The 25,070-nt window shown below is 67.7% G+C and carries 25 protein-coding genes; 20 read left to right on the top strand and 5 right to left on the bottom strand.

Going from position 1 to position 25,070, the window contains the following annotated elements; translation table 11 throughout:
• Positions 1-25: 25 nt before the first annotated feature.
• Positions 26-1,696, bottom strand: a complete 1,671-nt coding sequence (locus ACOZ90_RS05070; RefSeq protein WP_422892559.1) for a GMC oxidoreductase — start codon at positions 1,694-1,696, stop codon at positions 26-28.
• A 169-nt stretch (positions 1,697-1,865) separates the two neighbouring features.
• Between ACOZ90_RS05070 and radA the strand changes: the two genes are divergently transcribed.
• The 3 genes from radA to ACOZ90_RS05055 are packed head-to-tail and all read left to right on the top strand — an operon-like array spanning position 1,866 to position 4,781.
• Positions 1,866-3,281: a DNA repair protein RadA gene (gene radA / locus ACOZ90_RS05065; RefSeq protein WP_422892558.1), complete on the top strand. Its 1,416-nt coding sequence runs from the start codon at positions 1,866-1,868 to the stop codon at positions 3,279-3,281.
• Entirely contained in the window at positions 3,282-3,584 is a 303-nt protein-coding gene (locus tag ACOZ90_RS05060) for a DUF817 family protein (RefSeq protein ID WP_422892557.1), read from the top strand.
• Between the two features lie 60 nt (positions 3,585-3,644).
• Positions 3,645-4,781, top strand: coding sequence for an alanine racemase (locus tag ACOZ90_RS05055; protein WP_422892556.1), 1,137 nt, complete (start codon positions 3,645-3,647; stop codon positions 4,779-4,781).
• Between the two features lie 7 nt (positions 4,782-4,788).
• Here ACOZ90_RS05055 and ACOZ90_RS05050 read toward each other — a convergent pair whose 3' ends face one another.
• Positions 4,789-5,577: a cytochrome C assembly family protein gene (locus tag ACOZ90_RS05050; protein WP_422892555.1), complete on the bottom strand. Its 789-nt coding sequence runs from the start codon at positions 5,575-5,577 to the stop codon at positions 4,789-4,791.
• Between the two features lie 104 nt (positions 5,578-5,681).
• On the opposite strand from ACOZ90_RS05050, the gene ffh reads away from it, so the two are divergent.
• The 8 genes from ffh (at position 5,682) to ACOZ90_RS05010 (ending at position 10,939) form a co-directional block, all read left to right on the top strand.
• Entirely contained in the window at positions 5,682-7,052 is a 1,371-nt protein-coding gene (ffh, locus tag ACOZ90_RS05045) for a signal recognition particle protein (protein ID WP_422892554.1), read from the top strand.
• Positions 7,049-7,822, top strand: coding sequence for an aminotransferase class IV (locus tag ACOZ90_RS05040; protein ID WP_422892553.1), 774 nt, complete (start codon positions 7,049-7,051; stop codon positions 7,820-7,822). Before ffh ends, ACOZ90_RS05040 begins: the two co-directional genes overlap by 4 nt.
• An 89-nt stretch (positions 7,823-7,911) precedes the next feature.
• Positions 7,912-8,181 (top strand): 30S ribosomal protein S16, encoded by a 270-nt coding sequence (gene rpsP, locus ACOZ90_RS05035; RefSeq protein WP_422892552.1) that lies wholly within the window; start codon positions 7,912-7,914, stop codon positions 8,179-8,181.
• Between the two features lie 37 nt (positions 8,182-8,218).
• Positions 8,219-8,740: a ribosome maturation factor RimM gene (gene rimM / locus ACOZ90_RS05030; protein ID WP_422892551.1), complete on the top strand. Its 522-nt coding sequence runs from the start codon at positions 8,219-8,221 to the stop codon at positions 8,738-8,740.
• Positions 8,741-8,742: 2 nt separating this feature from the next.
• Positions 8,743-9,465, top strand: coding sequence for a tRNA (guanosine(37)-N1)-methyltransferase TrmD (gene trmD / locus ACOZ90_RS05025; RefSeq protein WP_422892550.1), 723 nt, complete (start codon positions 8,743-8,745; stop codon positions 9,463-9,465).
• Between the two features lie 111 nt (positions 9,466-9,576).
• Positions 9,577-10,050, top strand: a complete 474-nt coding sequence (gene rplS / locus ACOZ90_RS05020; RefSeq protein ID WP_422892549.1) for a 50S ribosomal protein L19 — start codon at positions 9,577-9,579, stop codon at positions 10,048-10,050.
• Positions 10,051-10,213: 163 nt separating this feature from the next.
• Positions 10,214-10,513: a hypothetical protein gene (locus tag ACOZ90_RS05015; RefSeq protein WP_422892548.1), complete on the top strand. Its 300-nt coding sequence runs from the start codon at positions 10,214-10,216 to the stop codon at positions 10,511-10,513.
• A gap of 27 nt (positions 10,514-10,540) precedes the next feature.
• On the top strand, positions 10,541-10,939 hold the full coding sequence (locus ACOZ90_RS05010) for an RNA-binding S4 domain-containing protein (RefSeq protein ID WP_422892547.1): 399 nt from the start codon (positions 10,541-10,543) through the stop codon (positions 10,937-10,939).
• Between the two features lie 92 nt (positions 10,940-11,031).
• On the opposite strand, the gene ACOZ90_RS05005 is transcribed toward ACOZ90_RS05010, so the two are convergent.
• From ACOZ90_RS05005 to mutS, 3 genes are all read right to left on the bottom strand, one after another.
• Positions 11,032-12,537: a catalase gene (locus ACOZ90_RS05005; RefSeq protein WP_422892546.1), complete on the bottom strand. Its 1,506-nt coding sequence runs from the start codon at positions 12,535-12,537 to the stop codon at positions 11,032-11,034.
• 109 nt (positions 12,538-12,646) lie between these two features.
• Complete coding sequence (locus ACOZ90_RS05000; RefSeq protein WP_422892545.1) at positions 12,647-13,255, bottom strand: DUF937 domain-containing protein; 609 nt, start codon at positions 13,253-13,255, stop codon at positions 12,647-12,649.
• 94 nt (positions 13,256-13,349) lie between these two features.
• The gene (gene mutS, locus ACOZ90_RS04995; RefSeq protein WP_422892544.1) at positions 13,350-15,962 is read right to left on the bottom strand and encodes a DNA mismatch repair protein MutS; all 2,613 of its coding nucleotides are present in this window, start codon (positions 15,960-15,962) and stop codon (positions 13,350-13,352) included.
• A 172-nt stretch (positions 15,963-16,134) separates the two neighbouring features.
• Between mutS and ACOZ90_RS04990 the strand changes: the two genes are divergently transcribed.
• From ACOZ90_RS04990 to ACOZ90_RS04945, 9 genes are all read left to right on the top strand, one after another.
• The gene (locus ACOZ90_RS04990) at positions 16,135-17,856 is read left to right on the top strand and encodes a site-specific integrase (RefSeq protein ID WP_422892543.1); all 1,722 of its coding nucleotides are present in this window, start codon (positions 16,135-16,137) and stop codon (positions 17,854-17,856) included.
• Between the two features lie 13 nt (positions 17,857-17,869).
• Positions 17,870-18,643: a hypothetical protein gene (locus tag ACOZ90_RS04985; RefSeq protein WP_422892542.1), complete on the top strand. Its 774-nt coding sequence runs from the start codon at positions 17,870-17,872 to the stop codon at positions 18,641-18,643.
• Between the two features lie 122 nt (positions 18,644-18,765).
• Positions 18,766-19,266 carry a hypothetical protein gene (locus ACOZ90_RS04980; RefSeq protein ID WP_422892541.1) on the top strand — a complete coding sequence of 167 codons (501 nt, stop codon included), beginning with the start codon at positions 18,766-18,768 and terminating at the stop codon, positions 19,264-19,266.
• Positions 19,267-19,432: 166 nt separating this feature from the next.
• Complete coding sequence (locus tag ACOZ90_RS04975) at positions 19,433-19,741, top strand: hypothetical protein (protein WP_422892540.1); 309 nt, start codon at positions 19,433-19,435, stop codon at positions 19,739-19,741.
• Between the two features lie 84 nt (positions 19,742-19,825).
• Entirely contained in the window at positions 19,826-20,656 is an 831-nt protein-coding gene (locus ACOZ90_RS04970) for an N-6 DNA methylase (protein ID WP_422892539.1), read from the top strand.
• Positions 20,657-21,333: 677 nt separating this feature from the next.
• A complete protein-coding gene (locus ACOZ90_RS04960) occupies positions 21,334-22,878 on the top strand; it encodes a DNA primase family protein (RefSeq protein ID WP_422892537.1) in 1,545 nt (514 codons plus the stop codon).
• Positions 22,875-23,624: an N-6 DNA methylase gene (locus tag ACOZ90_RS04955; RefSeq protein WP_422892536.1), complete on the top strand. Its 750-nt coding sequence runs from the start codon at positions 22,875-22,877 to the stop codon at positions 23,622-23,624. The genes ACOZ90_RS04960 and ACOZ90_RS04955 overlap by 4 nt, the downstream gene beginning before the upstream one ends.
• Before the next feature lie 217 nt (positions 23,625-23,841).
• Positions 23,842-24,240, top strand: coding sequence for a hypothetical protein (locus ACOZ90_RS04950; RefSeq protein WP_422892535.1), 399 nt, complete (start codon positions 23,842-23,844; stop codon positions 24,238-24,240).
• A 19-nt stretch (positions 24,241-24,259) separates the two neighbouring features.
• Positions 24,260-25,033, top strand: coding sequence for an abortive infection family protein (locus ACOZ90_RS04945; protein ID WP_422892534.1), 774 nt, complete (start codon positions 24,260-24,262; stop codon positions 25,031-25,033).
• Positions 25,034-25,070: the final 37 nt, after the last annotated feature.

Below are 25,070 nucleotides of genomic sequence, written 5' to 3'. Positions count from 1 at the left end.
GCTGCGCCGGCGTGGCGGCAAGGCATCAGACGCCGATGATCTCCAGCCCCGTGCGCAGGCGGTCGGCCAGCCGCAGGGCCAGTGCGGCGATGGTGAACGTGGGGAACGCCCAGCCGCCGGTGGGGAACACGGAGCTGCCCGCCACGTGCAGGTTCTCCATTCCATGCACCCTGCAATCGCGATCAACCACCCCGTCTTCGGGGCGCCCGGACATGCGGGTGGTGCCCAGGTGGTGCGCCGTGCCGGCGAGCTCGGGCCGCAGTCCGGGGTCGCGTACCCATGGCTCGGGCTCGAAACGCCCGCCGCAGCCGCGCGCGGCCTCCTCGCCGAGGATCCCGGCGGTGGTGCGGTAGGAGGAGTAGTCGAAGTCGGACAGGCGCCAGTCCACCCTCACTTTTCGCATGCCCATCGCGTCGCGGGCGTTGGCCAGGGTGATGCGGCTGTCGCGATTCGGGGATTGTTCGAAGTAGGTCATCAGCTCCACGTGGCTGTAGGTTTCCAGCGGGCGCTTGCGGAGCTTGCGCGCCACCGCTCCGGCGAGGTGGCCGGCGTTCATGCCGGCACGCAGCATCAACCGTGCGCGCCCGGATCCGGCCGGGGCCGGGCGGCTGGACGGCAGCGGGATGCCGGTGTCCAGGGCCTCCTGCACCGTGGCTTCGACGTCGGTCTGTGCAGCGTTGGCGTCCCGGCGGAAGCTGGCCCGCAGTTCGCGCAGGGCCTGCAGCCCCGCCGGCGTCGAGGCGATGATCGGGTACGGGCGCGCCCGGCCGTTGAGCAGGTGCCGGTCGCGCTGCACGGCGTCGGACAGCGCCAGTTCGCGGTAGAACGGGAAGTCCCTGCGCTGGGCGGCGCTGTTGTAGGGTCGCAGCAGCGAGTGGAGGTCGCCGTCCACCACTTTGCCGGCGACGCAGCGTGGATGATCCATGAAGTGGCGCCCGACCTGGTCATGGCGGTTGCCCATCCCGTGTGGATGGCTGCCGTCGGACGCCAGCAGGATACGTGCGTTCTCGATCCCGCCGCTGGCGAGCACGTAGTGGCGCGCGCGGACGGTGCCCCGCCGGCCGGCAAGGCTGCCGATGCGGCCGTCCTGCACCCGGTTGCCAGCGGTGCCGGCAACCAGCTCCATGAGGTTGGCGTGGAGTACCAGGGTGATGTTGGCGGAGTTCCCCAGCAGGCTGCGGTACCGGGACTGGAACTTCACCGGGCTGATGTAGCAGACCCGGTCGACGGCGTGGCCGGTTCGCAGCGGCAGCGCGTCGGTGAAGCGCTGGTAGCCGAAACTGCCATCGCCGATGGCCTGCTCCGGGCCGATGCCGAGTACGCCGCGGGCCCGATCCCACCAGGGTGCGAGCTCGTCGAACCCGATCGGCCAGCCGCTGGCCGGCACCCAGTCGCGCGGCGCCATGTCCAGGCGGGTCAAGGGCACGCAGCCGCCGCCCCACAGCCTGCAGCTTCCGCCCACCGCCCGCAGGCGGCACATGGCGGGGTCGAAGTCCGCGGGACCGACCGATTCGCCTTCGCTCAGGGCGTGGGTGAGGGCGTCACTGTCGAATCCCCCGCTTTCGATCATGCAGACGCGAAAGCGGCTGTCCGCAAATGCACTGGCCAGGGCAATGCCCGCCGGCCCGGCTCCGATGATGCAGATGTCGCAGTGGTAGTCATCGGGGGCGGACGGATCGAGGTAGTCGAGGATCAAGGGGCGGTTCCAGTCGTTGGCGGCACCGATTGGTGCAACGTGGAGCCGGGCCGGAAGCGGTCAGCGCGGCGGCCTGCCGAAGGGAGGCAGGCTGGCTCTGATCGCCACGTCTCCCCGGCTGCGACCGCGGGCGGCTAAAGTGGCGGGGAGTGTTCCCAGGATCCCGTCGATGTCCCAGACCGCCGCCAGGCCCGGCCGCGCAGCCTCCAAGGCCAAGATCGCCTATGTGTGCAACGAATGTGGCGCCGACCACTCGAAGTGGCAGGGCCAGTGCGGCGAGTGCGGGGCCTGGAACACGCTGAGCGAGTTCGTGGTGGAACCGGCGACGGCCGCGGGCAAGGGCGCCGGCCCGGCGACCCGCCGCGGCGGCTGGGCCGGCAAGGTCGATCCGCCGAAGGTGACCGCGCTCAAGGACGTGCGCCACGCCGAGGAGGCGCGTGTTTCAACCGGCATCGGCGAGCTGGATCGGGTGCTGGGCGGCGGCCTGGTGGAGGGCGCGGTGGTGCTGGTGGGCGGGGATCCGGGCATCGGCAAGTCCACCCTGCTGCTGCAGGCGGTGGCAAAGATGGCGCCGGTGCTGCCGTCGCTGTACGTGACCGGCGAGGAGTCGCTGGCCCAGGTGGCCGGGCGCGCGGTGCGGCTGGGACTGCCGCTGGACGGGCTGCAGGCGCTGGCCGAAACCGGGGTGGAGACCATCCTGCGCCACGCCGCGGAGATCCGGCCGAAGCTGATCGTGGCCGATTCAGTGCAGACCCTGTGGACGGAGACCCTCACCGCCGCGCCCGGCTCGGTCAGCCAGGTGCGCGAGAGCGCTGCGCGGCTGGTGCGCTACGCCAAGGAGACCGGGGCCGCGGTGTTCCTGGTCGGCCACGTGACCAAGGAGGGCGGCATCGCCGGCCCGCGCGTGCTCGAGCACATGGTGGACGCGGTGCTGTATTTCGAAGGCGAGAGCGGCAGCCGGTTCCGGGTGCTGCGGGCGTTCAAGAACCGCTTCGGCGCGGTCAACGAGCTGGGCGTGTTCGCGATGGGCGACAAGGGGCTGAAGGAGGTGCCGAACCCGTCGGCGATCTTCCTCTCCGGCGCCTCGCAGCAGCCGGGCAGCTGCGTGATGGTCACCCGCGAGGGCACCCGGCCGCTGCTGGTGGAGGTGCAGGCGCTGGTGGATTCCTCGCCGCTGTCCAATCCGCGCCGGGTGGCGGTGGGCATGGAGCAGAACCGGCTGGCGATGCTGCTGGCGGTGCTGCACCGCCATGGCGGGGTCGCGGTGGGTGACCAGGACGTGTTCGTGAACGTGGTCGGCGGCATCCGCGTGCAGGAGACCGCGGCCGACCTGCCGGTGCTGCTGTCGGTGCTGTCGTCCCTGCGCGACCGGCCGCTGGCGGACAAGACCGTGGCCTTCGGCGAGGTCGGGCTGTCGGGCGAGATCCGGCCGGTGCCCAACGGCGAGGAGCGCCTGCGTGAGGCCGCCACCCACGGGTTCAGGCGCGCGATCGTGGCCAGCGGCAACGCCCCGAAGTCCGGCACCTTCAAGGGCCTGGAGGTGGTCGCGGTGGAACGGCTTTCCGACGCCCTGGACGCCGCCTGAGTGGGACTGGCCCGCTTCGACGCCTGGTTGATGGACGCCCGTCCGCCGGCCGGGCTTTCCGGGCCGCGCAGGTTCGCGATCGAGTTCCTCTGGTTCGGGCTGAAGGAGGCGCGCGCCTGCCTGTTCGCCGGGCTGTTCTTCGCCTGCCTGTTCCTGGTGCCGCGCGAAGGCGTGCTTGGGGTGCCGCGCTACGACGTGCTGCTGGTGGTGATGACCTTCACCATCGTGGCCGGCCTCAAGCACATCAAACAGAGCATCGACGTGCCCGTGTCGGTGCTGCCGGCGGCGCGGAAGCAGGCCTGACGCCGCGCGGGGCACGCCGCGCTATGCTCGCTGTCCCGGTTCGGACGATGCGTGGACGGCATGCAGGCAGAGACCCTCGAACAGCTCGATACCCCAGCCCTGGTGCTCGATCGCGGGCGCATGGACGCCAACATCGCGCGCATGCGCGAGCGCGCCGCGGCACTGGGCGTCAGCCTGCGGCCGCACCTGAAGACCTGCAAGAGCGTCGACGTGGCGCTGTGCATGGCGGGCAAGGGCGATCCGGTCACCGTGTCCACCCTGCGCGAGGCGGAGTACTTCGCCCAGGCCGGCTTCACCGACATCTTCTACGCCGTGGCGATCGCGCCGCACAAACTTGAACGGGTGGCCGCGCTGCAGCGGGGCGGGGCGCGGATCCTGCTGGCGGTGGATTCGTTCGAGGCGGCGCGTGAAGTCGGCCTGGCCGGGGAACGGCTTGGCGCGCGGTTCGAGGCGCTGGTCGAGATCGACAGCGGCGACGGCCGCTCCGGCATCGCGCCCGACGCGCCGCAGCTGGAGCACATCGCCGGGGCGCTGGCCGGCGGGGCCGCGCTGGCGGGCGTGTTCACCCACGGCGGCCATTCCTACGCCGGGCGCGACGCGCAGGCGCATGCCGCCGTGGCCGAGCAGGAGCGGGCCGCGGTCACGGCTGCCGCCGAGCGGCTGCGCGCGCTGGGCCATGACTGCCCGGTCGTCAGCCTGGGCTCCACGCCCACGGCCGTGCACGCGCGCTCGCTGGCGGGGGTGACCGAGGTGCGTGCGGGCGTTTACGTGTTCGGAGACCTGTTCCAGGCCGCCATCGGCAGCTGCGGGCGCGACGATATCGCCGTCAGCGTGCTCACCACCGTGATCGGCAACCATCCCGAGCGCGGCCAGCTGGTGGTCGACGCCGGCGCGCTGGCGCTGAGCAAGGACATCAGCACCGCGGCGCTGGGCGCGGCCGGCGACTGCGGCTATGGACTGGTCGCCGATGCCGACACCGGCACCATCATCGAAGGCCTGTACGTGCACGGCGTCTCGCAGGAGCACGGCATCATCCGCAGCCACGGTGCCATCGAGCACGCCGGCTTCCACATCGGCCGCCGCCTGCGCATCCTGCCCAACCACGCCTGCCTGACCGCCGCGGCCTACGATCGCTACCACGTGGTCGCAGGCGGCACCGTGATCGAGGCGGCCTGGCCGCGCGTCAACGGCTGGTAGCCGGGCCTCAGGTGCGCTGCAGCACCAGTTCCAGAACGAACTTGGTGCCGAAGAACGCCAGCACCAGCAGCGCCATCGCGGTCAGCGTCCAGCCGCTGGCGCGCGCGCCGCGCCAGCCGTAGCGCCAGCGCCCGAGCAGCAGCGCGCCGAACACCAGCCACGACAGGAAGCTGAGCACGGTCTTGTGCAGCAGGTGCTGGGCGAAGAAGTCGTGCACGAACAGGATCCCGGTCAGCAGGGTGGCGCTGAGCAGCACGAAGCCCACCCCGATGGTGCGAAACAGCAGCGTCTCGATCGCGGTCAGCGGCGGCAGCGCGCGCAGCCAGCGATGGAACTCACGCCGGCGCAGGGCGCGCTCCTGCGCCCACAGCAGCAGCGCCAGCAGTGCCGCCACCGCCAGGGTGGAATAGGCCAGCAGGGCCGACCACGCATGCAGCTGCAGGCGCCAGTCCAGTCCCTCGTGGCCCACGTGCGGAACCCGGGCGTAGAGCACCGCGGCGATCGCGGCCAGCGGGAACACCACCACCCCGAGCGCGCCCGTTTCCCCACGCAGGCCGACCAGCACGGTGAGCGCGGCCATGCCCAGCGCGGTCAGCGACAGCGCGGCGAAGAAGTGCATGTCGGCCCCGCCGACCTCGCGCCAGACCAGCGCGTGGTACACCGCGTGGGCCGCCACGGCGCCCAGCGCAGGCAGCGCCCATGAGGCCGAACCGTGCGCGAGGCCGCGCGCGACCCGCCGCACCAGCAGCGCGGCGGCGACCAGGTAGAGCAGGGCGGCAATGAGAACCGTTGTCATCGCGCCAGTGTCGCATATGCCGGGCCCGGCGGGGCGGGATTCGTCCAGGGCGGCATCGGCCGGAACGCTATAATGGGCAGTCCCGTCCCCGAGTCATTCTTCGCATGTTCGAATCCCTGACCCAGCGCCTGTCCGGCACCATGGAGCGCCTGCGCGGGCGCGGCCGGCTGACCGAGGAGAACATCCGCGAGGCCACCCGCGAGGTGCGCATCGCCCTGCTGGAGGCCGACGTGGCCCTGCCGGTGGTGCAGGCCCTGATCGAGCGCATCAAGGTGCGCGCCGTCGGCCAGGAAGTACTCAAGTCGCTGACCCCGGGCCAGGCCCTGATCAAGGTCGTGCGCGACGAGCTGACCGCGGTGATGGGCGCCCAGGCCAGCGGCCTGGAGCTGAACGTGCAGCCGCCGGCGGTGATCCTGATGGCCGGCCTGCAGGGCGCGGGCAAGACCACCACCGTGGGCAAGCTGGCCAAACACCTCAAGGAGCGCCAGAAAAAGAAGGTGATGGTGGTCAGCGCCGACGTCTATCGTCCGGCCGCGATCGAGCAGCTGAAGACCCTGGCCGAACAGGTGGGCGTGCAGTTCTTCCCCTCGGCCACCGACCAGAAGCCCGAGGCCATCGTCCGCGCGGCGATCGAGGACGCGCGCAGGTCGTACATCGACGTGCTGCTGGTCGATACCGCCGGCCGGCTCGCCATCGACGAGCAGATGATGGCCGAGATCAAGGCCCTGCACGCCGCGGTCGACCCGGTCGAGACCCTGTTCGTGGTCGACGCCATGACCGGCCAGGACGCGGCCAACACCGCCAAGGCCTTCAGTGAGGCGCTGCCGCTGACTGGCGTGGTGCTGACCAAGACCGACGGCGACGCCCGCGGCGGCGCGGCGCTGAGCGTGCGCTACATCACCGGCAAGCCGATCAAGTTCATCGGCACCGGCGAGAAGACCGACGGCCTGGACGTGTTCCACCCCGAGCGCGTGGCCAGCCGCATCCTCGACATGGGCGACGTGCTCAGCCTGGTCGAACAGGTCGAGCAGCAGGTCGACAAGGACGCCGCCACCCGGCTGGCCGAGAAGGTCGCCAAGGGCCGCAAGTTCGACCTCAACGACATGCGCGAGCAGCTGGGCCAGATGCAGAACATGGGCGGCATCTCCGGGCTGATGGACAAGCTGCCGGGCATGGGCAACATCCCCGACCACGTCAAGCAGCAGGTGCAGCAGGGCAAGGAAGTGCCGCAGATGATCGCCATCATCAACTCGATGACCAAGAAGGAGCGCCGCAACCCGGCCCTGCTCAACGGCTCGCGCCGCAAGCGCATCGCCGCCGGCGCCGGCGTCACCCCGGCCGAGGTCAACAAGCTGATGAAGCAGTACCAGCAGATGGAAAAGATGATGGGCAAGATGGCCCGCGGCGGCATGAAGGGCATGATGCGCGGCCTGCAGGGCATGATGGGCGGGCGCGGGGGCATGCCGTTCCGGTGAGCCGCGAAGCGGCCGCCGACGCCGGCCACTTCACCACCATGCAGGTGCGCGGTGGCCGGGTGCAGGGGCGGGACGCGCACCTGATCCGGCTGGTGAGGGCCTCGCGCGCGCTGTACGGCGGCGACCCCGGCAAGGCCGCGATGTGCGGTGACATCCGCAAGACGCTCCTGGCCGCCGGCCAGCAGGGCCGCGACTGCACGCTGCGGGTGCGGGTGCTGCCGCCGCGGCCCGGCTATCGAAGCGAAGCCGCTCCGGGCCGGCCCGATCCGGAGCTGCGGGTTGAAGTGGACGTTGAGCCGCCGCGGCAGCCGCCGGAGTCGCCGCTTCGGGTGCGCAGCCACCAGGGCCTGCGGACGTTCCCGCAGGTCAAGCACCTGGCGCTGGATGCCCAGCACGACGCGCGTGCGCGGGCGCGTGAAGCGGGGTTCGATGACGCCCTGCTGCTGGCCCCCGATGGCCGCATCGGTGAGGGCACGTTCTGGAATATCGCCTTCTGGGACGGCCAGGCCGTGGTCTGGCCCGACGCCCCCGCGCTGCGCGGGGTGACCCTGCAGCTGCTGTCGGACGCGCTGGAGCGGGCCGGCGTGCCGCAGCGGCGTGAGGCGGTGACTGTGGGCGCGCTGGGCAGGCTTCGCGCCGCCTTCGCCCTCAACAGCACCGGGATCGGGGATATCCGCGCCATCGACAGCCACCGGTTCCCCGGGGATCCGGTGGCCGGGGAGCTGCTGCGGCGGTTGCTGGCGCAGGCGCTGGCCGAATCGGCTGCGTAGGCGGGGGCTACCGCAGGCCAGTGGCGTGCGCTACAATTTCCGGCTTACCTCGCCGTCCTGGCGACTGGGCAACACAGGAATACACCGAAATGGTCAAGATCCGCCTGACCCGTGGCGGCGCCAAGAAGCGCCCCTTCTACCACATCATCGTCACCGACTCGCGCAGCGCGCGCGACGGCCGCAACATCGAGCGCCTGGGTTACTACAACCCGGTGGCCGCCGGTGCCGAGCAGCGCATCGTGCTGGACACCGCCCGCGTCGACCACTGGGTCGGCCAGGGCGCGCAGATGAGTGACAAGGTCCGCGCCCTGTACAAGGAAGCGAAGAAGGGCGCCGCCGAAGCCCCGGCCGCGGCCTGATTGCCCCGGCCGCGCCCCGCGCGCGGCCGTTCCCCGCATGAACGATTCCGGACGTCGCATCCTGCTGGGCAGGGTCATCGGCGCATTCGGCGTGCGCGGCGAGATCAAGCTCGACTCCTTCACCGAGCCGCGCGAACAGATCCTGCGCTACCAGCCGTGGATCCTGCGCGACGCCCGCGGCGGCGAGCGCGAGGTGTCCGGCGTGCGTGCGCGCCAGACCGCCAAGGGCATCGTGGTGCGGTTTCCCGAGGTCGAGGATCGTGACGCCGCCGAAGCGCTGCGCGGCTGCGAGGTGTACGTGCCGCGTTCGGTGCTGCCGCCGCCGGCCGAGGGTGAGTTCTACTGGGTGGATCTGGAAGGCCTGCGGGTGCAGACCCTGGAAGGGGTCGGCCTGGGCACGGTGTCCCACCTGTTCGCCACCGGCGCCAACGACGTGGTGGTGGTGCATGACGGCGCCGACGGCCGCGAACGCATGATCCCGTTCGTGCGCCCCGACTTCGTGCGCGACATCGATTTCGAATCCGGCACCATGACGGTCGACTGGGATCCGGAGTTCTGACCATGCGCATCGACGTGATCAGCCTGTTCCCCGACTTCGTGGCCGACTGCGCGGGCTTCGGCGTGGTCGGGCGCGCGGTTGAGCGCGGCCTACTCTCCGTGCACGGCTGGAATCCGCGCGAGCACGCGCAGGGCAACTACCGCCGGGTGGACGACCGCACCTTCGGCGGCGGCCCGGGCATGGTGATGATGATCGACCCGCTGCGCGCGGCGATCGCCGCCGCCCGCGCCGCGGATCCGGCGCCCGCGAAGCTTGTCTACCTCAGCCCCCAGGGTCGGCGCCTGGATCAGGCGAAAGTGCGCGAGCTGGCCTCGCGCGAGCGCCTGATGCTGCTGTGCGGCCGCTACGAGGGCGTGGACGAGCGGCTGCTCCAGGCCGAGGTGGACGAGGAGCTGTCGATCGGCGACTACGTGCTGTCCGGCGGCGAGCTGGCCGCCGCGGTGGTGATCGACGCCGTGGCCAGGCTGCAGGAAGGCGCGCTGAACGACGCGGAGTCCGCCTGCCAGGACAGTTTCAGCGCCGACGGCCTGCTGGACTGCCCGCACTACACCAAGCCGGCCAGCCACGAGTTGGGCGACGTGCCGCAGGTGCTGCTGTCCGGCAACCACGCCGAAATCGACCTCTGGCGCCGCCGCCAGGCCCTGCTGCGCACCCGCGAGCGCCGCCCGGATCTGCTGGAAGCCGCCGAACTGACCGAAGCCGACCGCAAATTCCTGGCTTCTTGAAATCCCGCTCCGCAATCCGGCTATAATAGGCGGCTGCGTCAAAGCGCAGCCCATGCCAAGAGCGTGCGTCCACGTGCACCACGCCTACAACGACACCAACAGGCCATCGCCATGAACACCAAGCCTTCCCTGAACACCCTCCTGCAGGACTTCGAGTCCGGGCAGGCCACCCGCGAGCTTCCGGACTTCGGCCCCGGCGACACCGTCGTCGTCAACGTCAAGGTCAAGGAAGGCAACCGTGAGCGCGTCCAGGCCTACGAGGGCGTGGTCATCGCCCGCAAGAGCGCCGGCCTGAACTCCTCGTTCACCGTGCGCAAGATTTCCCACGGCTTCGGCGTGGAGCGCGTGTTCCAGAACCACAGCGCCGCGATCGACTCGGTCGAGGTCAAGCGCCGCGGTGCCGTGCGTGCCAGCAAGCTGTACTACCTGCGTGGCCTGGAAGGCCGCAAGGCGCGCATCAAGGAGGATCTGTCCTCCCGCGCCCGCGCCAAGAACGCCAAGGCCCGCGAGGACGCGGCCGCCGCTGCCGCCGCCGCCAAGGCCCCGGCCGCCGAAGCAGCCGCTGCCGAGCCCGCCGCCGAGTAATCGGGCCGTCGCCTCCCCGGGCGACGACACCAGGCCCAGCCGGAAGGCCCGCGAAAGCGGGCTTTCCGCGTTTGTGCGCCAGCCATCGCGGGCCGGTTGCGGCCGCGGGGCACCGGCGTACCATGGGACGCGTCTCCCGATCCGGTACAGGCAGAAGCCGCCGATGAATCCGACACGACCACTTTGCGCCGCGCTGCTGGCCCTTGCGCTGGGCGCCTGTGCCACCGATACGGATCTCGCCCACCGCGATGCGGCCAGCATCGATCCGGTATGCGAGCGCGAAATGCGTGCCGCCCGCGCCCAGCCGGTCGCCGCGGAGGCCAGCGAGCAGGAGGCCAGGGCCCTGCGCGGCCAGCACATGTCCCTCAGGTGCCAGCGGGCCTGGAACGACGCCCATGGCGCCGAAATCAAGTTCACCGGGCGCGACCGGATTCCGTCCCCGGTGCCGCCGCGACCGCGGTGAGCAGCGCCCGGTACCAGCCGTGAAGCCATGACGAACGCGGCCGAAAGCGTCCGCCTGGATCTGTGGCTGTGGGCGGCGCGCTTCTTCAGGAGCCGGGCGCTGGCAAAGCAGGCGGTGGAAACCGGCAAGGTCGAGGTCGGCGGCCAGCGTGCCAAGCCGGCGCGTGCGGTTCGCGTCGGTGACGCCCTGCGCGTGGTGCGCGGCGAGGAGGTCTTCGAGATCGAAGTGGCCGGGTTGTCGGATACGCGCGGGCCGGCACGGGTGGCGCAGGCGCTGTACGTGGAATCGGAGCCGTCGCGCGAGGCCCGGATCGAGCGCCTGGCCCGGCTGCGCGCCGAACGCGCCGGCTACCGGCCCCCGGAGCAGCGCCCGGACAAGCGCGCCCGCCGCCTGATCCGCGCCCTGGGCGACATCGACGCGAGCTGAGGCGCGCACAAAAAAGCCGCGGCTCCCTGCGGAGTCGCGGCCCGGATCGTACTCCCGGTCTCCCCCGCCGTGGCGGGGGAAGCCGGCCGGCCTCAGTCGAGGCTGTTGGGCGAATCCTCACCGGCGAACGCACCCAGCTTGCGCAGCGCGGCCTCCACGCCCGCGCCGTAGGCCGGGTCGGCCTTGCTGCAGTTGTCCACGTGGCGGCGCTTGATGAAGTCCGGCGCGTCGCCCATGGCGCGGGCGGTGTTGTCGAACAGCGCCTGCTGCTGCTCCGGGCTCATCAACCGGAACAGGTCGCCGGGCTGCTTGTAGTAGTTGTCGTCGTCGTCGCGGTAGTTCCACCAGTCCGCGTTGCCGTTGATCTTCAGCGGCGGCTCGCGGAACTCGGGCTGCTCCTGCCACTGGTTGAAGCTGTTGGGCTCGTAGTGCGGCAGGCCGCCGTAGTTGCCGTCGGCGCGGCCCTGGCCGTCGCGGTGGTTGCTGTTGACCGGGCAGCGCGCGGCGTTGACCGGGATCTGGTGGTAGTTCACGCCCAGCCGGTAGCGCTGCGCGTCGGCGTAGTTGAACAGGCGCGACTGCAGCATCTTGTCGGGCGAGGCGCTGATGCCCGGCACCAGGTTGCTGGGGGCGAACGCGCTCTGCTCGACGTCGGCGTGGAAGTTCTCCGGGTTGCGGTTGAGCTCGAACTCGCCCACCTCGATCAGCGGGTAGTCGCCCTTCGGCCACACCTTGGTCAGGTCGAAGGGGTGGTAGGGCACTTTCTCGGCCTCTTCCTCCGGCATCACCTGGATGTACAGCTTCCACTTCGGGAAGTCGCCGCGCTCGATCGCGTCGTACAGGTCGCGCTGGTGGCTTTCGCGGTCATTGCCGACCAGCTCGGCCGCCTCGGCGTCGGTCAGGTTCTCGATGCCCTGCTGGGTGCGGAAGTGGAACTTCACCCAGTAGCGCTCGCCCTTCCTGTTCCAGAAGCTGTAGGTGTGCGAACCGAAGCCGTGCATGTGGCGGTAGGACTTCGGGATGCCGCGGTCGCTCATCACGATGGTCACCTGGTGCAGGGCCTCGGGCAGCAGGGTCCACCAGTCCCAGTTGTTGGTGGCCGAGCGCATGTTGGTGCGCGGGTCGCGCTTGACCGCCTTGTTGAGGTCCGGGAACTTGCGCGGGTCGCGGATGAAGAACACGGGGGTGTTGTTGCCCACCATGTCCCAGTTGCCTTCCTCGGTGTAGAACTTGAGCGCGAAGCCGCGGATGTCGCGCTCGGCGTCGGCCGCGCCGCGCTCGCCGGCCACGGTGGTGAAGCGGGCGAACATCTCGGTCTTCTTGCCGACCTTCTCGAAGATCTTCGCCCGGGTGTACTTCGTGATGTCGTTGGTGACGGTGAAGGTGCCGAAGGCGCCCGAGCCCTTGGCGTGCATGCGCCGCTCGGGGATCACCTCGCGCACGAAGTTGGCCAGCTTCTCGTTCAGCCACACGTCCTGCGACAGCAGCGGCCCGCGCGGGCCGGCGGTGAGGCTGTTCTGGTTGTCCGGCACCGGGGCGCCGAACTGGGTCGTCAGGTGGGTGACGGGACACTTCTTGTCGTCGGACGGCTTGCTCATGGCTGGCGCTCCCGTTGGGTGGTGGACCTACCTTAGCGCGGCCCCGTGACAAGGGGAATTCGATAGAAGGCAATGGATCGATAGCGCTGAACTATCGACATGCGGTTCCTCAGCGCTTGCCGCCCAACAGCCCGCCGCCGATCTTCAGCACGTCGCCCAACCCCAGCTTGCCGTCGCCGTCCTGGTCGAGCACGGCGCCGAGCAGGCCGGCCGCGCCGCCGCCTTCCTGCCGGATCTGCTGCTCCTCCTGCCCGAGCATGGCGCCAAGCGCCTGCGGGCTGGCGTCGCCCTGCTGGGTCTGCCGGGCCAGGAAGGCCATTACCAGTGGCGCGAGCATCTTCATGAGCTGGCCGGCCTTGTTGCCGTCCAGCCCGGAGGCCTGGGCCAGGCCGCTCTCGGCGCGCTGCTGGCTGCTGCCGAGGATGTGGCCGAGGATGCCGGCGCCGTCGGTCTGGCGTCCGCCGCCGCCGCCCAGCACGCTGCCCAGCAGGCCGGCGATGTTGCTGCCGCCGCCGGCGTGATCCTTCTGCAGCGCACCCAGCAGTGCCTGCGCGCCCTGTGGCTGGCTGGCGTTCTTCCCCAGCGCGCCCAGCAGCAGCGGCAGCGCCGTTGCCACCGCCTGGCTGGTCTGCTGCTCACCAATGCCGAGCTGGCTGGACATCTGCTGCATCGGGGCGCCCTGGAGCTGGGCGAGCAATTGCTGGGTGAGGTCGGCCATGGTCGGCTCCGGTCAAGGATGAACCACCATCCTACCCCCGGGATGTGTCGAATGTGGCCGCCGGCGGTCGCGAGGCGGCGCCGGGGCCTTTTCGCTATTTCAGCGCCTTGAGCCGGTACAGCGCTTCCAGCGCCCGCTTCGGGGTCAGCTCGTCGGGATCCAGCGCGGCGAGTGCGTCGTGCACCGCGGAGGAGGGCGCGAACAGGCCGATCTGCCGGGGCGAGTCCAGCGCTTCGGGGCGCATGCCCGCGGCCTGGGTGTCGTCGCCGCGCTGCTCCAGTTCGGCCAGGCGGGCGCGGGCGTCGGCGACCACCGTCTTCGGCAGGCCGGCAAGCGCGGCCACCTGCAGGCCGAAGCTGCGGTTGGCCGGGCCGTCCTTGACCGCGTGCATGAACACCAGTGATTCGCCCCCGCTCCTGTCGGTATGTTCGACCGCGTCCAGGTGCACGTTGGCGATGCCGCTGCCAGGCGCCGCCAGCGCGGTCAGCTCGAAGTAGTGGGTGGCGAACAGGGTCATGCTGCGGCTGGCCGCCGCCAGGTGCCGCGCGCAGGCCTCGGCCAGGGCCAGGCCGTCGTAGGTGGAGGTGCCGCGGCCGATCTCGTCCATCAGCACCAGCGATTGCTCGGTGGCGTGGTGGAGGATGTAGCTGGTCTCGGCCATTTCCACCATGAAGGTGGACTGCCCCTTGGCCAGGTCGTCGCCGGCGCCGATGCGGGTGAGGATGCGGTCCACCGGCCCGATCCGCGCGCTGTTCGCCGGCACGAAGCTGCCGATGTGGGCCAGCAGCACGATCAGCGCGTTCTGGCGCATGTAGGTGCTCTTGCCGCCCATGTTGGGGCCGGTGATCACCAGCATCCGGCGCTGCGGGTGCAGCACCAGGTCGTTGGGCTCGAACGGCTCCTCGCGCACCGCTTCCACCACCGGGTGGCGGCCGCGCTGGATCGAAAGACCCGGCTCGGCCGTGAGCTCCGGGCGCGACCAGTCCAGCGCCTGCGCGCGTTCGGCGAAACAGGCCAGCGCGTCCAGCTCGCTCAGCGCGCCGGCACAGCGCCTGAGCGGTTCAAGGCGCTGGTTGAGCGCGTCCAGCAGCTGCTCGTACAGCAGCCGCTCGCGTGCCAGCGCCCGCTCGCGCGCACTGAGCACCTTGTCCTCGAACTGCTTGAGCTCCTCGGTGATGTAGCGCTCGGCGTTGGTCAACGTCTGGCGGCGGGTGTAGTGGGTGGGCGCCTTGCCCGACTGCGCCTTGCTGATCTCGATGTAGTAGCCGTGCACCCGGTTGTAGCCGAGCTTGAGGTTGGGAATGCCGCTGGCCTCGCGCTCGCGCGCTTCCAGATCCACCAGGAACTGGTCGGCGTTGGCCGAGAGGGCGCGCAGCTCGTCCAGCTCGGCGTCGTGCCCTTCGGCGAATACGCCGCCGTCGCGCGCCAGCACCGGCGGCTGCTCCACCAGCGCGGTGGCCAGCAGGTGGGCTTCGGCCGCGTGCTCGCCCAGGCCGTCGGCCAGCTGCTGCAGCCGCGGGGAGTCGAGGGGGGCCAGGGTTCCGCGCACTTCCGGCAGCATCGCCAGCCCGTCGCGCAGCGTCGAAAGATCCCGCGGGCGCGCCGAGCGCAGCGCGATGCGCGACAGGATCCGCTCCAGGTCGCCAAGCGCGCGGAAGCCCTCGCGCAGGTCGGCCTCGGCGCCGCTATCGATCAGCGTCTGTACCGCGTGGTGGCGCTGCTCCAGCACCTGGCGGTCGCGCAGCGGCCGGTGCAGCCAGCGCCGCAGCAGGCGCCCGCCCATCGGCGTCACCGTGCTGTCGAGCACGCCGAGCAGGGTGTTGCGGGTGTCGCCGTCCACGCGGGTGTCGAGCTCAAGATGGCGGCGGGTGGCGGCGTTCATCGCGATCGCGCCGTCGCCGGTTTCCACCGCGATCGAGGTCAGGTGCGGCAGCTGCTGCTTCTGGGTTTCCTCCACGTAGCCGAGCAGGGCGCCGGCGGCGGCGATCGCCAGCGGCCGATCCTCGATGCCGAAGCCGGTGAGGTCGTGCAGCTTGAAGAACTTCAGCAGCTGGCGACGTCCGCTGTCGGCGTCGAACAGCCACGGCGGACGCGCGCGCAGCCCGCTGCGCTCGTCCAGGAACTCCGGCAGGCCTTCCTCGTCCGGCACCAGTACCTCGGCCGGATCCAGCCGCGCCAGCTCGGCTTCCAGCTGATCCTCGTTCTCCACCTCGTTGGCCAGGAAGCGCCCGCCGGCGAGGTCCGCCCACGCCAGCCCGAAACCACGCTTGCCGCGCGCCACCGCCAGCAGCAGCGTGTCGCGGCGCTCGTTGAGCAGCGCCTCGTCGGTCACCGTACCCGGCGTCACGACCCGCACCACCTTGCGCTCCACCAGCCCCTTGCTGGCGGCCGGGTCGCCGATCTGCTCGCAGATCGCCACCGACTCGCCCAGCGCCACCAGCCGCGCCAGGTAGCCCTCGGCCGAATGGTGCGGCACGCCTGCCATCGGGATCGGCTGCCCGGCCGAATTGCCGCGCTGGGTCAGGGTGATGTCCAGCAGCCGCGCCGCCCTGCGCGCGTCGTCGTAGAACAGCTCGTAGAAGTCGCCCATGCGGAAGAACAGCAGCTCGTCCGGGTGCTCCGCCTTGGCGGCGAAGAATTGCTTCATTAATGGGGTGTGTTCTACCGCGTCGGCTTTGCTTGGGCGTTGTGCAACAGAATCAGACATTTAGAAATACTGGTCAGGGAGCGAGTGGGAGTGTATGGGAGCCCCTGGGAGGGTTCATCCGTCCATCGGGTAGCCAAGAAGTAGCCATGGATCGCCTGCAGGTGGAAATGCTGGCATTCTTTGGCTACCCGGCCCATTAGACGGGGCGGTAGCCAAACCTTGGAGGGCGGCCATGGCGTTCCGATTGCGCTTCACCGAAGAACAACTCCGACAGCTTCGCAGCACCCAGCGCCCGAAGCTAGACAAGCAGGGTCAGCCCGTCCTGACCCGCGGAGGGCTGGCCACGCTGGAGCCGTCGCCGGACGGCAAGGCGTGGCGCTTCCTGGATGGCAGCCAAGGCGCGCCCACCGGCTTTGGCGTGTATGTGGGAAAGACGAAGGCGACTTACGAGGTCCAGCGCAAGCTCAACGGCAAGGTGATCCGCTTCAAGGTCGGCAGCACCCGCGATATGACCCTTCAGCGGGCCCACGACCTGGCGCGGACCAAGGCGGCCCAAGCCGAGGAGACCGACGTCCATCCGACCGTGTTGGAGAAAGGCAACGAGGAAGAGGCGAAGGTGCTCGCCACCACCGTCAATGACGCCATTCGGGCCTACCGGGACATGTTGGCCAGGCGCACCAGCCCGCCCGTTTCCGAAGGGACGATGACCATGCTCAAGTCCTCGATCATGCGACTGAGCCGCAAGGGCGTGGATCTTGGGGATCGCAGAATCTTGGAGATCACCGAGGACGACGTGCTCCGGGCCTTCGATGCAAGCCGCCTGGCCTCGGCGCTGAACTCCAACCGCCTGACCCAGCCCGTCAAGGACTACATGCGAAAGGTCGGACGCGTGAATCTCACCGACGAGGAGCTGATGAGTCTAGGGGTGGAGACTGACGCCAAGCGTGCGCGCGTGAGGGCCGCAGGCGTGTCCGCCACCGAGCAAACCTTTGCCACGGCCAATCGCGCGGTGAACTACGTCTTGAGCAAGGAGTCGCGCGCGGCCAAGAAGCTGGGCAGGAATCCGCTGCTGCGCGGCAACGATTTTCAGGTGCTCTGGGAAGAAGGGAAGATGCGCGATGCCAAGGCATTGCAGCAGCACTACAAGGATGCACGCGTGCGCAATCCCTTGGGCCAAGCCGACGGCACCCTGGGGGCCGCTATCGAATACCTCTGGTCGCGTCGACGGGCCCAGAAGGGGCAGAACGAAAGCGGGGTGTATTACCTGCTGACCACCTTGTTCCTGGGCGCTCGAAGGAACGAGACGGCGAGGCTGGCGTGGTTCGATCGCGTGCCCGAGCATCTGCGTGCGACCACGTCCTGGGTGTGGCTCGATGAAATGGATCCCGTCGCCATGCGCGAGGGCCGGCCATCCATCAACCCGCGCACGGGCAAGTCGGGTCCGCAGGCATTCTTCGCCAAGACCAAGAACCGCCTCGACCACAACATGCCACTGGGGCCCTTCGGCCTGGCGTTGGTCCGACACCGCTTCGAGCGCCGACTGCCTGCCAGCGACCCCCGGGCGAAGTGGGTCTATCCGGCCAGGAGCGCCAAGGCGAAGGAAGGGCACTACAAGGACAGCAAGGCCATCCTCAAGGGCCTGGCCAGCGAACTCCCCGTGGAGTTCGGCCCCACGCCTCACGACCTGCGCAGGACCTTGGGACGCTACTCCGGCAAGCTCGATTTGCCCGATCGCATCACCAGCCGCCTGTTCAACCACCTGCCACCGCGAGACGAGGACGATGATCAAGACAAGGGGTCCCAGTCATCGCGGCGCTACCAGGAGCCGGAGTGGTACGAGCTGGAGCGGGCGCTGTCGCAAATTCAGCAGCTGATGGCCTCCAGCGCGCCCACGTTCTACAACGAGACCAAGCCAGTCGACTGGCCTCTGTTGCCCGTCCCGCAAACCGCCTAGTTACACTGGCGCCATGGACGGCACCTTTCCACTCCATCGGGACCCGGACACCCTTCCACGTCCCGACGTGGCCCAATGGGCGCAGGAAATCGACGAGCACCGCGCTGGAACCCGCGCGCGGGTCAGCACGAAGGCCGCGGCCTACTATCTGGGCGTCCACTACAAGACCCTGCTGGAATGGGTGCGCAGCAACCGCGGGCCGCAGCCAGTGAAGCACCAGGCCGCGCCGGGTTCTGCCGCGCTCAATCAGCGCATGGGCTTCACCATCGAGGCACTCGACACGTTCGTCGCCAGCCGTTCGGGAGACGTGCTCACCCGAGGGCGGCGCACTGACGTGGAGGACGTGCGCCAGGAAACCGCCCGAATCGAGGCGGCCATCGCCTTGAAGGAAGCCGAGGACCAACTGGCCCGTGCCCGCGCTCGGGCCAAGCGCCTGGGGGTGGTGTGCTTCGCCACGCTCACCGACGCCATGGAGATTCATCCCTGGGCGATGGACGGCGACAAAGTGGTGGGACATTTGTGGACGCTGGACGAACAGCGATACGCCCGAATCGACCCCGCGGACGCCTTCGAGGGAACGCTGGAAGAGGCGTTGAGCCAGCCGTGGGAAAGCGAGGTCGACCGGGCTCCGTTTCATGAGGCGATGAATGACGTGCTGACGTCTGCGTTCCGGGATCTGGAGGCCGCACGCACGCGGCAGCGGGGCCTGGATCTGGACGCGCGACTGGATGAACCGACGGAGTCAGCGCCTGAGCGCATCCGTCCATTGGGCAGCAGGCGCTTTTGAAGGGCGATCCCAACATTCTGGGAAGCAATCCCCGAGGCAGGCCTCGTACGAAGCCCGTAGGCCAGCTCACGCCCTCGCAAGAGGAAGAGTATGCGAAAGCCAGGGCCGGGCAGGTGGAATGGGTGAGCGCGGCGGTGGCGGCCTACATGCTCGGAATCTCTTCGGACACGCTCCGTAAGCGACGGCAACGCAAGGCCAGCGGGCTGCTGCCGGAATGGCAGGAGCCCAAGTCCAATCGCCAAGGTGCCCGCTACCGATGGTCGTCCGTCCAGCGCTGCGCCATGCCCGGTCACGACGACAGGCTGGAAGAGCAGCGGCGCAAGGTGGAGCAGCTGCAGGACCAAGTGGCGGACATGGAGGCATTGCTCCGTGCCGTCCTGGCGGAGAGCGGGGCAGGGGCCCAGGCCCTGGCGAAGACCCAGGCATGGGCCGTGGACGAAAAGCAGCGGGTGTTGGGCTTGGCGGCCCTACATCCATCGCACCCCTTCCAGCCCCTGGACTGGATTGAGGCATTGACGCGGCCGTGGGTCAGCGAGTCCGCTCGTCAGCCCTACCACCACGCCGCAGAGCTTCGCCTGGATGAGGTTCGCCACGCCCTGACGGCGCGCGCCCGCTCCGGATAACGCAAAAGCCCCCCTGATAAAGCCACGCCCGCCAGCACTAGGGGCGCGGGACGTTGTCGGGACAAATGTCCCGATAACGGTACGAGATCACCTGGGCGCGGTTCCAGGCTGTCTTGTCATCGTCTCTCCAACGCTTCGACTGGCGAAGCGATTAACGGAGATAGACATGAAAAAGGCTAATCACAGGCAGCGACATTCTGCCAAGGCGCGACGTTCGAACATGCCCGATTTTCAGGGTTGGACGCTGGAAACGCATGGGCAACTCGATGCAGTCAAGGCCATCGTGGCAGCCGTGCCGGGCGAAGAATACGAGGCCTGTCTCACCCGCGTTTCGAGCATGGCCGTCGCGACTTATGTGCGAACTGGCGTGCCCGATCTCCATCTGACCGCCTATGGGGCCGAGATCATCGCTCACGTCCAGGCTCCGAACTTCATCGACCGCGTGCTGACCGTCGAACTGACGCTGCCGCACTAGCGTTCACAGCTCTTAACCCTCCCAACCTCAGACCAATGCGGCCCCGAACGGGGCCGCGGCGGAACCCTTTGCCTGGAGATTCCAATGAACCGCCGTTCTTCGAATGTGGCGCCCAATCGCAGCGAAAGCGTGGCCGAGATCATCAAGGCCATTGAGAGAATTCCGGCCGACAGTCCAGCCACCCGACTGGCGGCTTTTACGCAGCATGTGCTTGCCACCGTGTTGGCTGTCCATAAGGCAGCTGGTCGCCCGGTATTCCTGGCGCTCAGCGATCTTGTCCGGTTCGGATTTGTCCCGGTGGACCCGGACGAGCCGATTGAGGGCATGGAAAAGATTGAAGACACCGTTCGGACCTACCAGCTTGCCGTAAGGAACAACCCACCATTCACGGACCTTCTCACGCCCGTTCATGAACACTTCGCGAGCCGGCGCGGGATGCATTTGGGTCAGTTCTTCAGCACCAGCAGCTTGGCAGACGGGGTGGCTGGATTCGTTCCACTGCCTGAGGACGAAACAGTAAAGGTGCTCGACTTGTGTTGTGGAATCGGAGCTCTTTCGTTGGCCTATCTGCGTCAGTGCTTGGCTGCGGGCATTGCCCTGGAGTGTATTGAACTACTGGTCCAGGACATCGATCCGACATGTGCCGCATTGACCGCTTTGCAGTTGGTCACAAATCAATGGTTGCACATCAATCCGCTTGGAAAGATCGAGGTCCAGGTGGGGTGCGTGCTCGGAACGAGTGAAGTCACGGCACTTCGATCAATCCATCGCAGCCGCAATCCCGCGACAATCCTGGCGCCACTGCGAAAGCAGGGAGCAGATTTGGTGTTGTCAAATCCGCCGTTTGGCAATGCTGCGGCGGTGGCATGGGAACGAGCAATGAATGACCTGAAGCTCAAGCCGCGCGAAAACTAGACCTTCCTGGAACAGGCACCTGTTCCGACCTTGTTCCGGTTTTTGCACACGTTTTTCTTAGTCGCATCAGTGTCTTACGAAGTCTGGAACGGGTGGAACGGGCGGAACGGGTGCAAGTCGCAGTCCTATATGCGTGTAGCTCGATCTCGGCAGGTATTTACCTAACAAAGAATGAAAGTTTTTCTTGCACGGACTTACCACCCTGTTCCACCCGTTCCACCTGTTCCAGCCCTTATGTATCAAGGCTTCCAGCCGGAACAGGGTCGGAACAGGCACCTGTTCCAAAGTTAGCTATATGCATGAAATTTCGGGATTAAACTCGCAGAAATGGGATTCATGGAATTTAGTCAGGAATGTCGTATTGCCAAGCGGGGATTTTCTGCTTGTATCAAGTCGTGGCACACGTGTGCCACAAACCCAACTCCCAAGCACTGGAAACTCCATGGATACGAAATCGATGACTCATTCGCTCAATGACGATCTGGTCAGGGCGCGTGTCAGCAAGAAACTGAAAGAGCAGTTCACCGCCACAGCCAGAGAACAGGGGCGGAGTCCCTCCGAAGCCTTGCGAGAGGCAATGGCCGAGTGGGTGAGTCGGACCAGGTTAGCTGCATAAACCAAAAGAAAAGCCCCGGCTGCAACCGGGGCTCGTGTGAAACATACAACGGACAATGGATATGAAAGTAGACAACAGCACGGGTCGTGTCAACACTCGACCTAGCAAAGTGGTGGCTTTTCCTGGTTCCAGCGCCAGGCAACCCAATGCGCCCGCCGAAGAGCTGATGGCTGCGCTAGATGCCAGCGCCGAAATGCGCTACGCCGAGTTCCTTGCAGACGCCGATGATTTCGTGGTCGGGGGCGTGTCGGAATCTGGAAACATCGACTCCACGCTGTATCAGTGGACCGGCGAGTTCTGGGCTGCCCTTCCTGACAAGGTCGCTGCCGCCAAGGCCTACCGCTGGCTGAAGACAGCCGAGTCGGGCAAGGCCAACCGGAACCTGGCCTACGCGTGCTTGGACACGGCCGTGCTCGAGTTCATCGAGCGCGAGGACAAGTTCCTCCCCGACAGCCGCAATCGGGCCATCATTCCGGTGCGTGGGGCCTACCTTGAGATCGAGAAGTCAGGCCAAGTGCGCGTGCTGGCTCCAGACCGGAAGCTGGGAATCACTTACCAGGTCCCGGCGAACTTCGACATGTCGTTGGTGGCCGACGACGGCACCTACGAGCCGCGCCCGGTCGATCCCAAGTCCCACTGGGGCCAGTATCTGGACCGGTTCATGCCCGACATCGGTGTGCGCGAGCTGCTGCAGGAAGCCACGGCCAGCTCCCTGCTGCCCATGTGCCTGGAGAAGGGATTTTTCCTGCTGGGCAGTGGCAGCAACGGCAAGTCGACCTTCCTCCACATCCTGCGTGCCCTTCATCCGAAGAACACCGCCATTCGCGTGGACAAGCTCGATGGGCAGTTCGCCATGAATTCGCTGGTGGGCAAGACCTTGGCCATCGCCACCGAGATGCCCAAGGTTCTGACGGCAGCCGTTCAAGAGGAACTGAAGAAGCTCATTTCCTGGGACCCTACGGAAGTGGAGCCAAAGGGCCGCGATCCATACTCGGCCGTCCTCAGGGTCTCGCTGTTCGTGGCGCTCAATGAGTGGTTCACGGTGTCGGGCCACGAGCACGGTTTCTGGCGGAAGGTGATGGCCATCCCATTCAACGTCCGCCTGGAAGAGGGCAGCAAGGATCGAGTGGCCGACTTCCACAAGCTGATCACGGACGATCCAGCCGAGATGGCCCAGGTGCTCAACTGGATCCTGGCTGGGGCAGTCCGCCTCATCCAGCGTGGCGGTTTCCCTAGTGAGTTGCCCGAGGCAGTGGTCAAGCTGGCCGAACAGAACCGGCAGGTGTCGGACACGGTGGTGGCCTACCTCAACGACCGCGAAGCAGTGGAGTGTGAGCTCACCCAAACCTGTAAGAAGGCGGTCTACAGCGACTACAGGGAGTTCGTGCTCACCGAAGCCGGCAAGAAGCCGGTGGCGGCCGAAGAGTTCTGGAAGCGCGTGCGCGAACGCATGCCCTACCTGACCTTCAAGCACCTGACGATGTCGGGAGAGAAGGTGCGCACCGCCGGCATCTTCCTTGAGGGCGTCAAGGTGACCCGAAACCTGATTGCTGGGAACGTCCATCCGTCCCAGGCGCAGGCGGGCATTGACGACGTGCCGGCATGAGCACGCATCCGACCATCGACGCCCTGACGAAAGCGATCCAAGCCATCCCCACGGGGGCGCGCTGGGATCCCGGGCGTGCGCTGACCTTGTTCGCACACGCCGCAGTGTTGGGGACTACGCAGAGGGCGCAACAAGGCTACAGGTTCCTGCTCCACGCCAAGAGCTACCCACCCATGAGGGAGGCCTTGGAAGGGCTCCTCTTCCCCGAGGCCCAAGCGATGGCCATCAGACATGCCACCTCCGCCTACATGGACGCCGTCGACGCGGCTTCACCCTTTGAAGATGTGCTGACCCAGGTCCACGCCCACTTCCTGGGGCGCAATGGCGGCAATGGGCTGGGGCAGCACTTCACCCCGCCGGATATGACCAAGCTGGTCGCCGCCTTGGGTGCCGACCATCGAAAACGCCATCCGACGGGCCGGGATCTCTGTCGAGTCTATGAGCCGTGCTGTGGAGCCGGGGGTCTGGTGTTGGCTCAGATTCAAGTCCTCGTTGAGGAGGGCAAGGCCATCACGGTTCACGCCACCGATCTGGACCCCTTGTGCTCTGCGATGACCGCACTCCAGCTCTTGGCCAACCAGATGGTCCATGGCGTGGCGTTGCGCGAGTGCGTGGTGACGGTGGGCGACGTGCTGACTGGTCGTGAGCGGCTTGCATTCGCCTCGGCAGCGGTTCGTGGATGGCAAGCGCCGAACGCGGTTGATGGAAGCTGGAAACAGGCGGAGAAAACCCACCTTCACGTCTAGACCTCCAGCAAATCCACCAGAAGCGGGCGCGGCGCTAGGGTTGTCGGTGTCATTTTGACAACGCTGGCCTTGCCCTTTCTCTCTGCTGAGGTAGAAAGAAGCAAGTCGTAGTTCGTCAGGTTCCCCGCCAGGGGTAAGAAGTTCGGATCCCAACTCTGGGGTAGCGCCAATGGGGCGCACCGCCGGCGCACGTTCGCGCCGCCTACGGAGAACCAATATGACCAAGCACGAATCCCGCGACCAGCTGGAGCGGTGGGCCGAACGACTCGATCTGGAGCTGACCGAAGCCGACCGGCACACCCGAATGGAGGCCGCCAACAACGGCGACCCGATTCCCCGCTGGCAGCTCCATTCGGCACGGGTGCCGCATCGCGACACGGTTCGCGGCTTCAGCACGCTTGCCGAGGTCAGCCAGGCGCTGATCGAAGAGGGCATCAAGTCGGACCGCCAACACCTCAACCCGCAAATCGCGCAGCTCGGACCAGTGGGCTCCGAGTGGCGATGGAGCGCAGAGGCTGGAGAACCGCCTTGGCATCCAGCCAGCAGGGGCAGGGCAGCGCAGGCGGGCTGGCTTGAGCCTGTAGCGCAACCTCCCCTCCGTGCCCGGCTAAACTGACCGGAGCACGGGGGGAGCCATGTCTGATCTGAACTCACGAGAACGGCGCAAGCTGGAACAACTGCTGGGCATGGGCGGGGGCTACGTGCTTCAGTTCGGAAACCGGACCTTCGCCGAATTCTTCTCCGAGTTCGTCCGCAAGGACATCGACGACCCGAAATACTCCGTCAACGGCGAGTCCAAGGCCCGGCGATTGCGCGTGTTCTGGGACATCGAGCCCAACCACGTCGTGGCCAGGTCCCTCAACGAGATGATTGCGCACGCCAACGACGAGGGCTGGTCTCTGGACCCCCAAGTCCTGGCCGACTGTGCCCCAATCCTCAGCCGGCTCTCGCAAGGCCAGCCCGTGGCCGACATCGACGCCATCACGGGGGACAAGGACGACCGCAACTTCGAGCTTGTGGCGCAAGCCGTGCGCGAGGCCATTGAGAAGCACCAGCCCGAGTTGGGGCTGGACCGCTTGCATACTTGGGTCGTGAAGTTCGTCCGCCAACTGTGCGAGACCCACGGCATCGCCCATGACCGGTCCACGTCACTCAACAGTCTGTTCGGCGCCTACGTCAAGCACCTGGAAAAGTCGGGCCACCTGACCTCGGACATGACGAAGCGCATTCTCAAGTCCTCCATCGCCAACCTGGAGGCCTTCAATCTCGTGCGTAACAACCATTCTCTAGCGCATGACAATGAGGTGCTCCCCTATGACGAGGCGCTGCTCATCTGCAACCACGTCGTTAGCGCCGTTCGATTCGTGAAGGCATTCGAAGTTCGGCGTGCGGTCAATCACGCCAACTAGGCTGGCCACAAGGTACCTACGCAACTATCCAAGGAGC

This window comes from Luteimonas dalianensis (assembly GCF_049339425.1).
Lineage (GTDB): Bacteria > Pseudomonadota > Gammaproteobacteria > Xanthomonadales > Xanthomonadaceae > Luteimonas > Luteimonas dalianensis.
This window is presented reverse-complemented; position numbering and strand designations above follow the sequence as displayed.

Excerpts from the sequence above, each read along its gene's own strand:
- ACOZ90_RS04975 (WP_422892540.1), top strand. The coding sequence starts at position 19,433 with ATGAAAAAGGCTAATCACAGGCAGCGACATTCTGCCAAGGCGCGACGT.
- ACOZ90_RS04970 (WP_422892539.1), top strand. The coding sequence starts at position 19,826 with ATGAACCGCCGTTCTTCGAATGTGGCGCCCAATCGCAGCGAAAGCGTG.
- ACOZ90_RS05055 (WP_422892556.1), top strand. The coding sequence starts at position 3,645 with ATGCAGGCAGAGACCCTCGAACAGCTCGATACCCCAGCCCTGGTGCTC.
- ACOZ90_RS05005 (WP_422892546.1), bottom strand. The coding sequence starts at position 12,537 with ATGAGCAAGCCGTCCGACGACAAGAAGTGTCCCGTCACCCACCTGACG.
- rimM (WP_422892551.1), top strand. The coding sequence starts at position 8,219 with ATGAACGATTCCGGACGTCGCATCCTGCTGGGCAGGGTCATCGGCGCA.
- ACOZ90_RS05015 (WP_422892548.1), top strand. The coding sequence starts at position 10,214 with ATGAATCCGACACGACCACTTTGCGCCGCGCTGCTGGCCCTTGCGCTG.
- rplS (WP_422892549.1), top strand. The coding sequence starts at position 9,577 with ATGAACACCAAGCCTTCCCTGAACACCCTCCTGCAGGACTTCGAGTCC.
- ACOZ90_RS04955 (WP_422892536.1), top strand. The coding sequence starts at position 22,875 with ATGAGCACGCATCCGACCATCGACGCCCTGACGAAAGCGATCCAAGCC.
- ACOZ90_RS04945 (WP_422892534.1), top strand. The coding sequence starts at position 24,260 with ATGTCTGATCTGAACTCACGAGAACGGCGCAAGCTGGAACAACTGCTG.
- ACOZ90_RS05050 (WP_422892555.1), bottom strand. The coding sequence starts at position 5,577 with ATGACAACGGTTCTCATTGCCGCCCTGCTCTACCTGGTCGCCGCCGCG.
- ffh (WP_422892554.1), top strand. The coding sequence starts at position 5,682 with ATGTTCGAATCCCTGACCCAGCGCCTGTCCGGCACCATGGAGCGCCTG.
- ACOZ90_RS05000 (WP_422892545.1), bottom strand. The coding sequence starts at position 13,255 with ATGGCCGACCTCACCCAGCAATTGCTCGCCCAGCTCCAGGGCGCCCCG.
- ACOZ90_RS04985 (WP_422892542.1), top strand. The coding sequence starts at position 17,870 with ATGGACGGCACCTTTCCACTCCATCGGGACCCGGACACCCTTCCACGT.
- radA (WP_422892558.1), top strand. The coding sequence starts at position 1,866 with ATGTCCCAGACCGCCGCCAGGCCCGGCCGCGCAGCCTCCAAGGCCAAG.
- ACOZ90_RS04990 (WP_422892543.1), top strand. The coding sequence starts at position 16,135 with ATGGCGTTCCGATTGCGCTTCACCGAAGAACAACTCCGACAGCTTCGC.
- rpsP (WP_422892552.1), top strand. The coding sequence starts at position 7,912 with ATGGTCAAGATCCGCCTGACCCGTGGCGGCGCCAAGAAGCGCCCCTTC.
- ACOZ90_RS04950 (WP_422892535.1), top strand. The coding sequence starts at position 23,842 with ATGACCAAGCACGAATCCCGCGACCAGCTGGAGCGGTGGGCCGAACGA.
- ACOZ90_RS04960 (WP_422892537.1), top strand. The coding sequence starts at position 21,334 with ATGAAAGTAGACAACAGCACGGGTCGTGTCAACACTCGACCTAGCAAA.
- mutS (WP_422892544.1), bottom strand. The coding sequence starts at position 15,962 with ATGTCTGATTCTGTTGCACAACGCCCAAGCAAAGCCGACGCGGTAGAA.
- ACOZ90_RS05010 (WP_422892547.1), top strand. The coding sequence starts at position 10,541 with ATGACGAACGCGGCCGAAAGCGTCCGCCTGGATCTGTGGCTGTGGGCG.
- trmD (WP_422892550.1), top strand. The coding sequence starts at position 8,743 with ATGCGCATCGACGTGATCAGCCTGTTCCCCGACTTCGTGGCCGACTGC.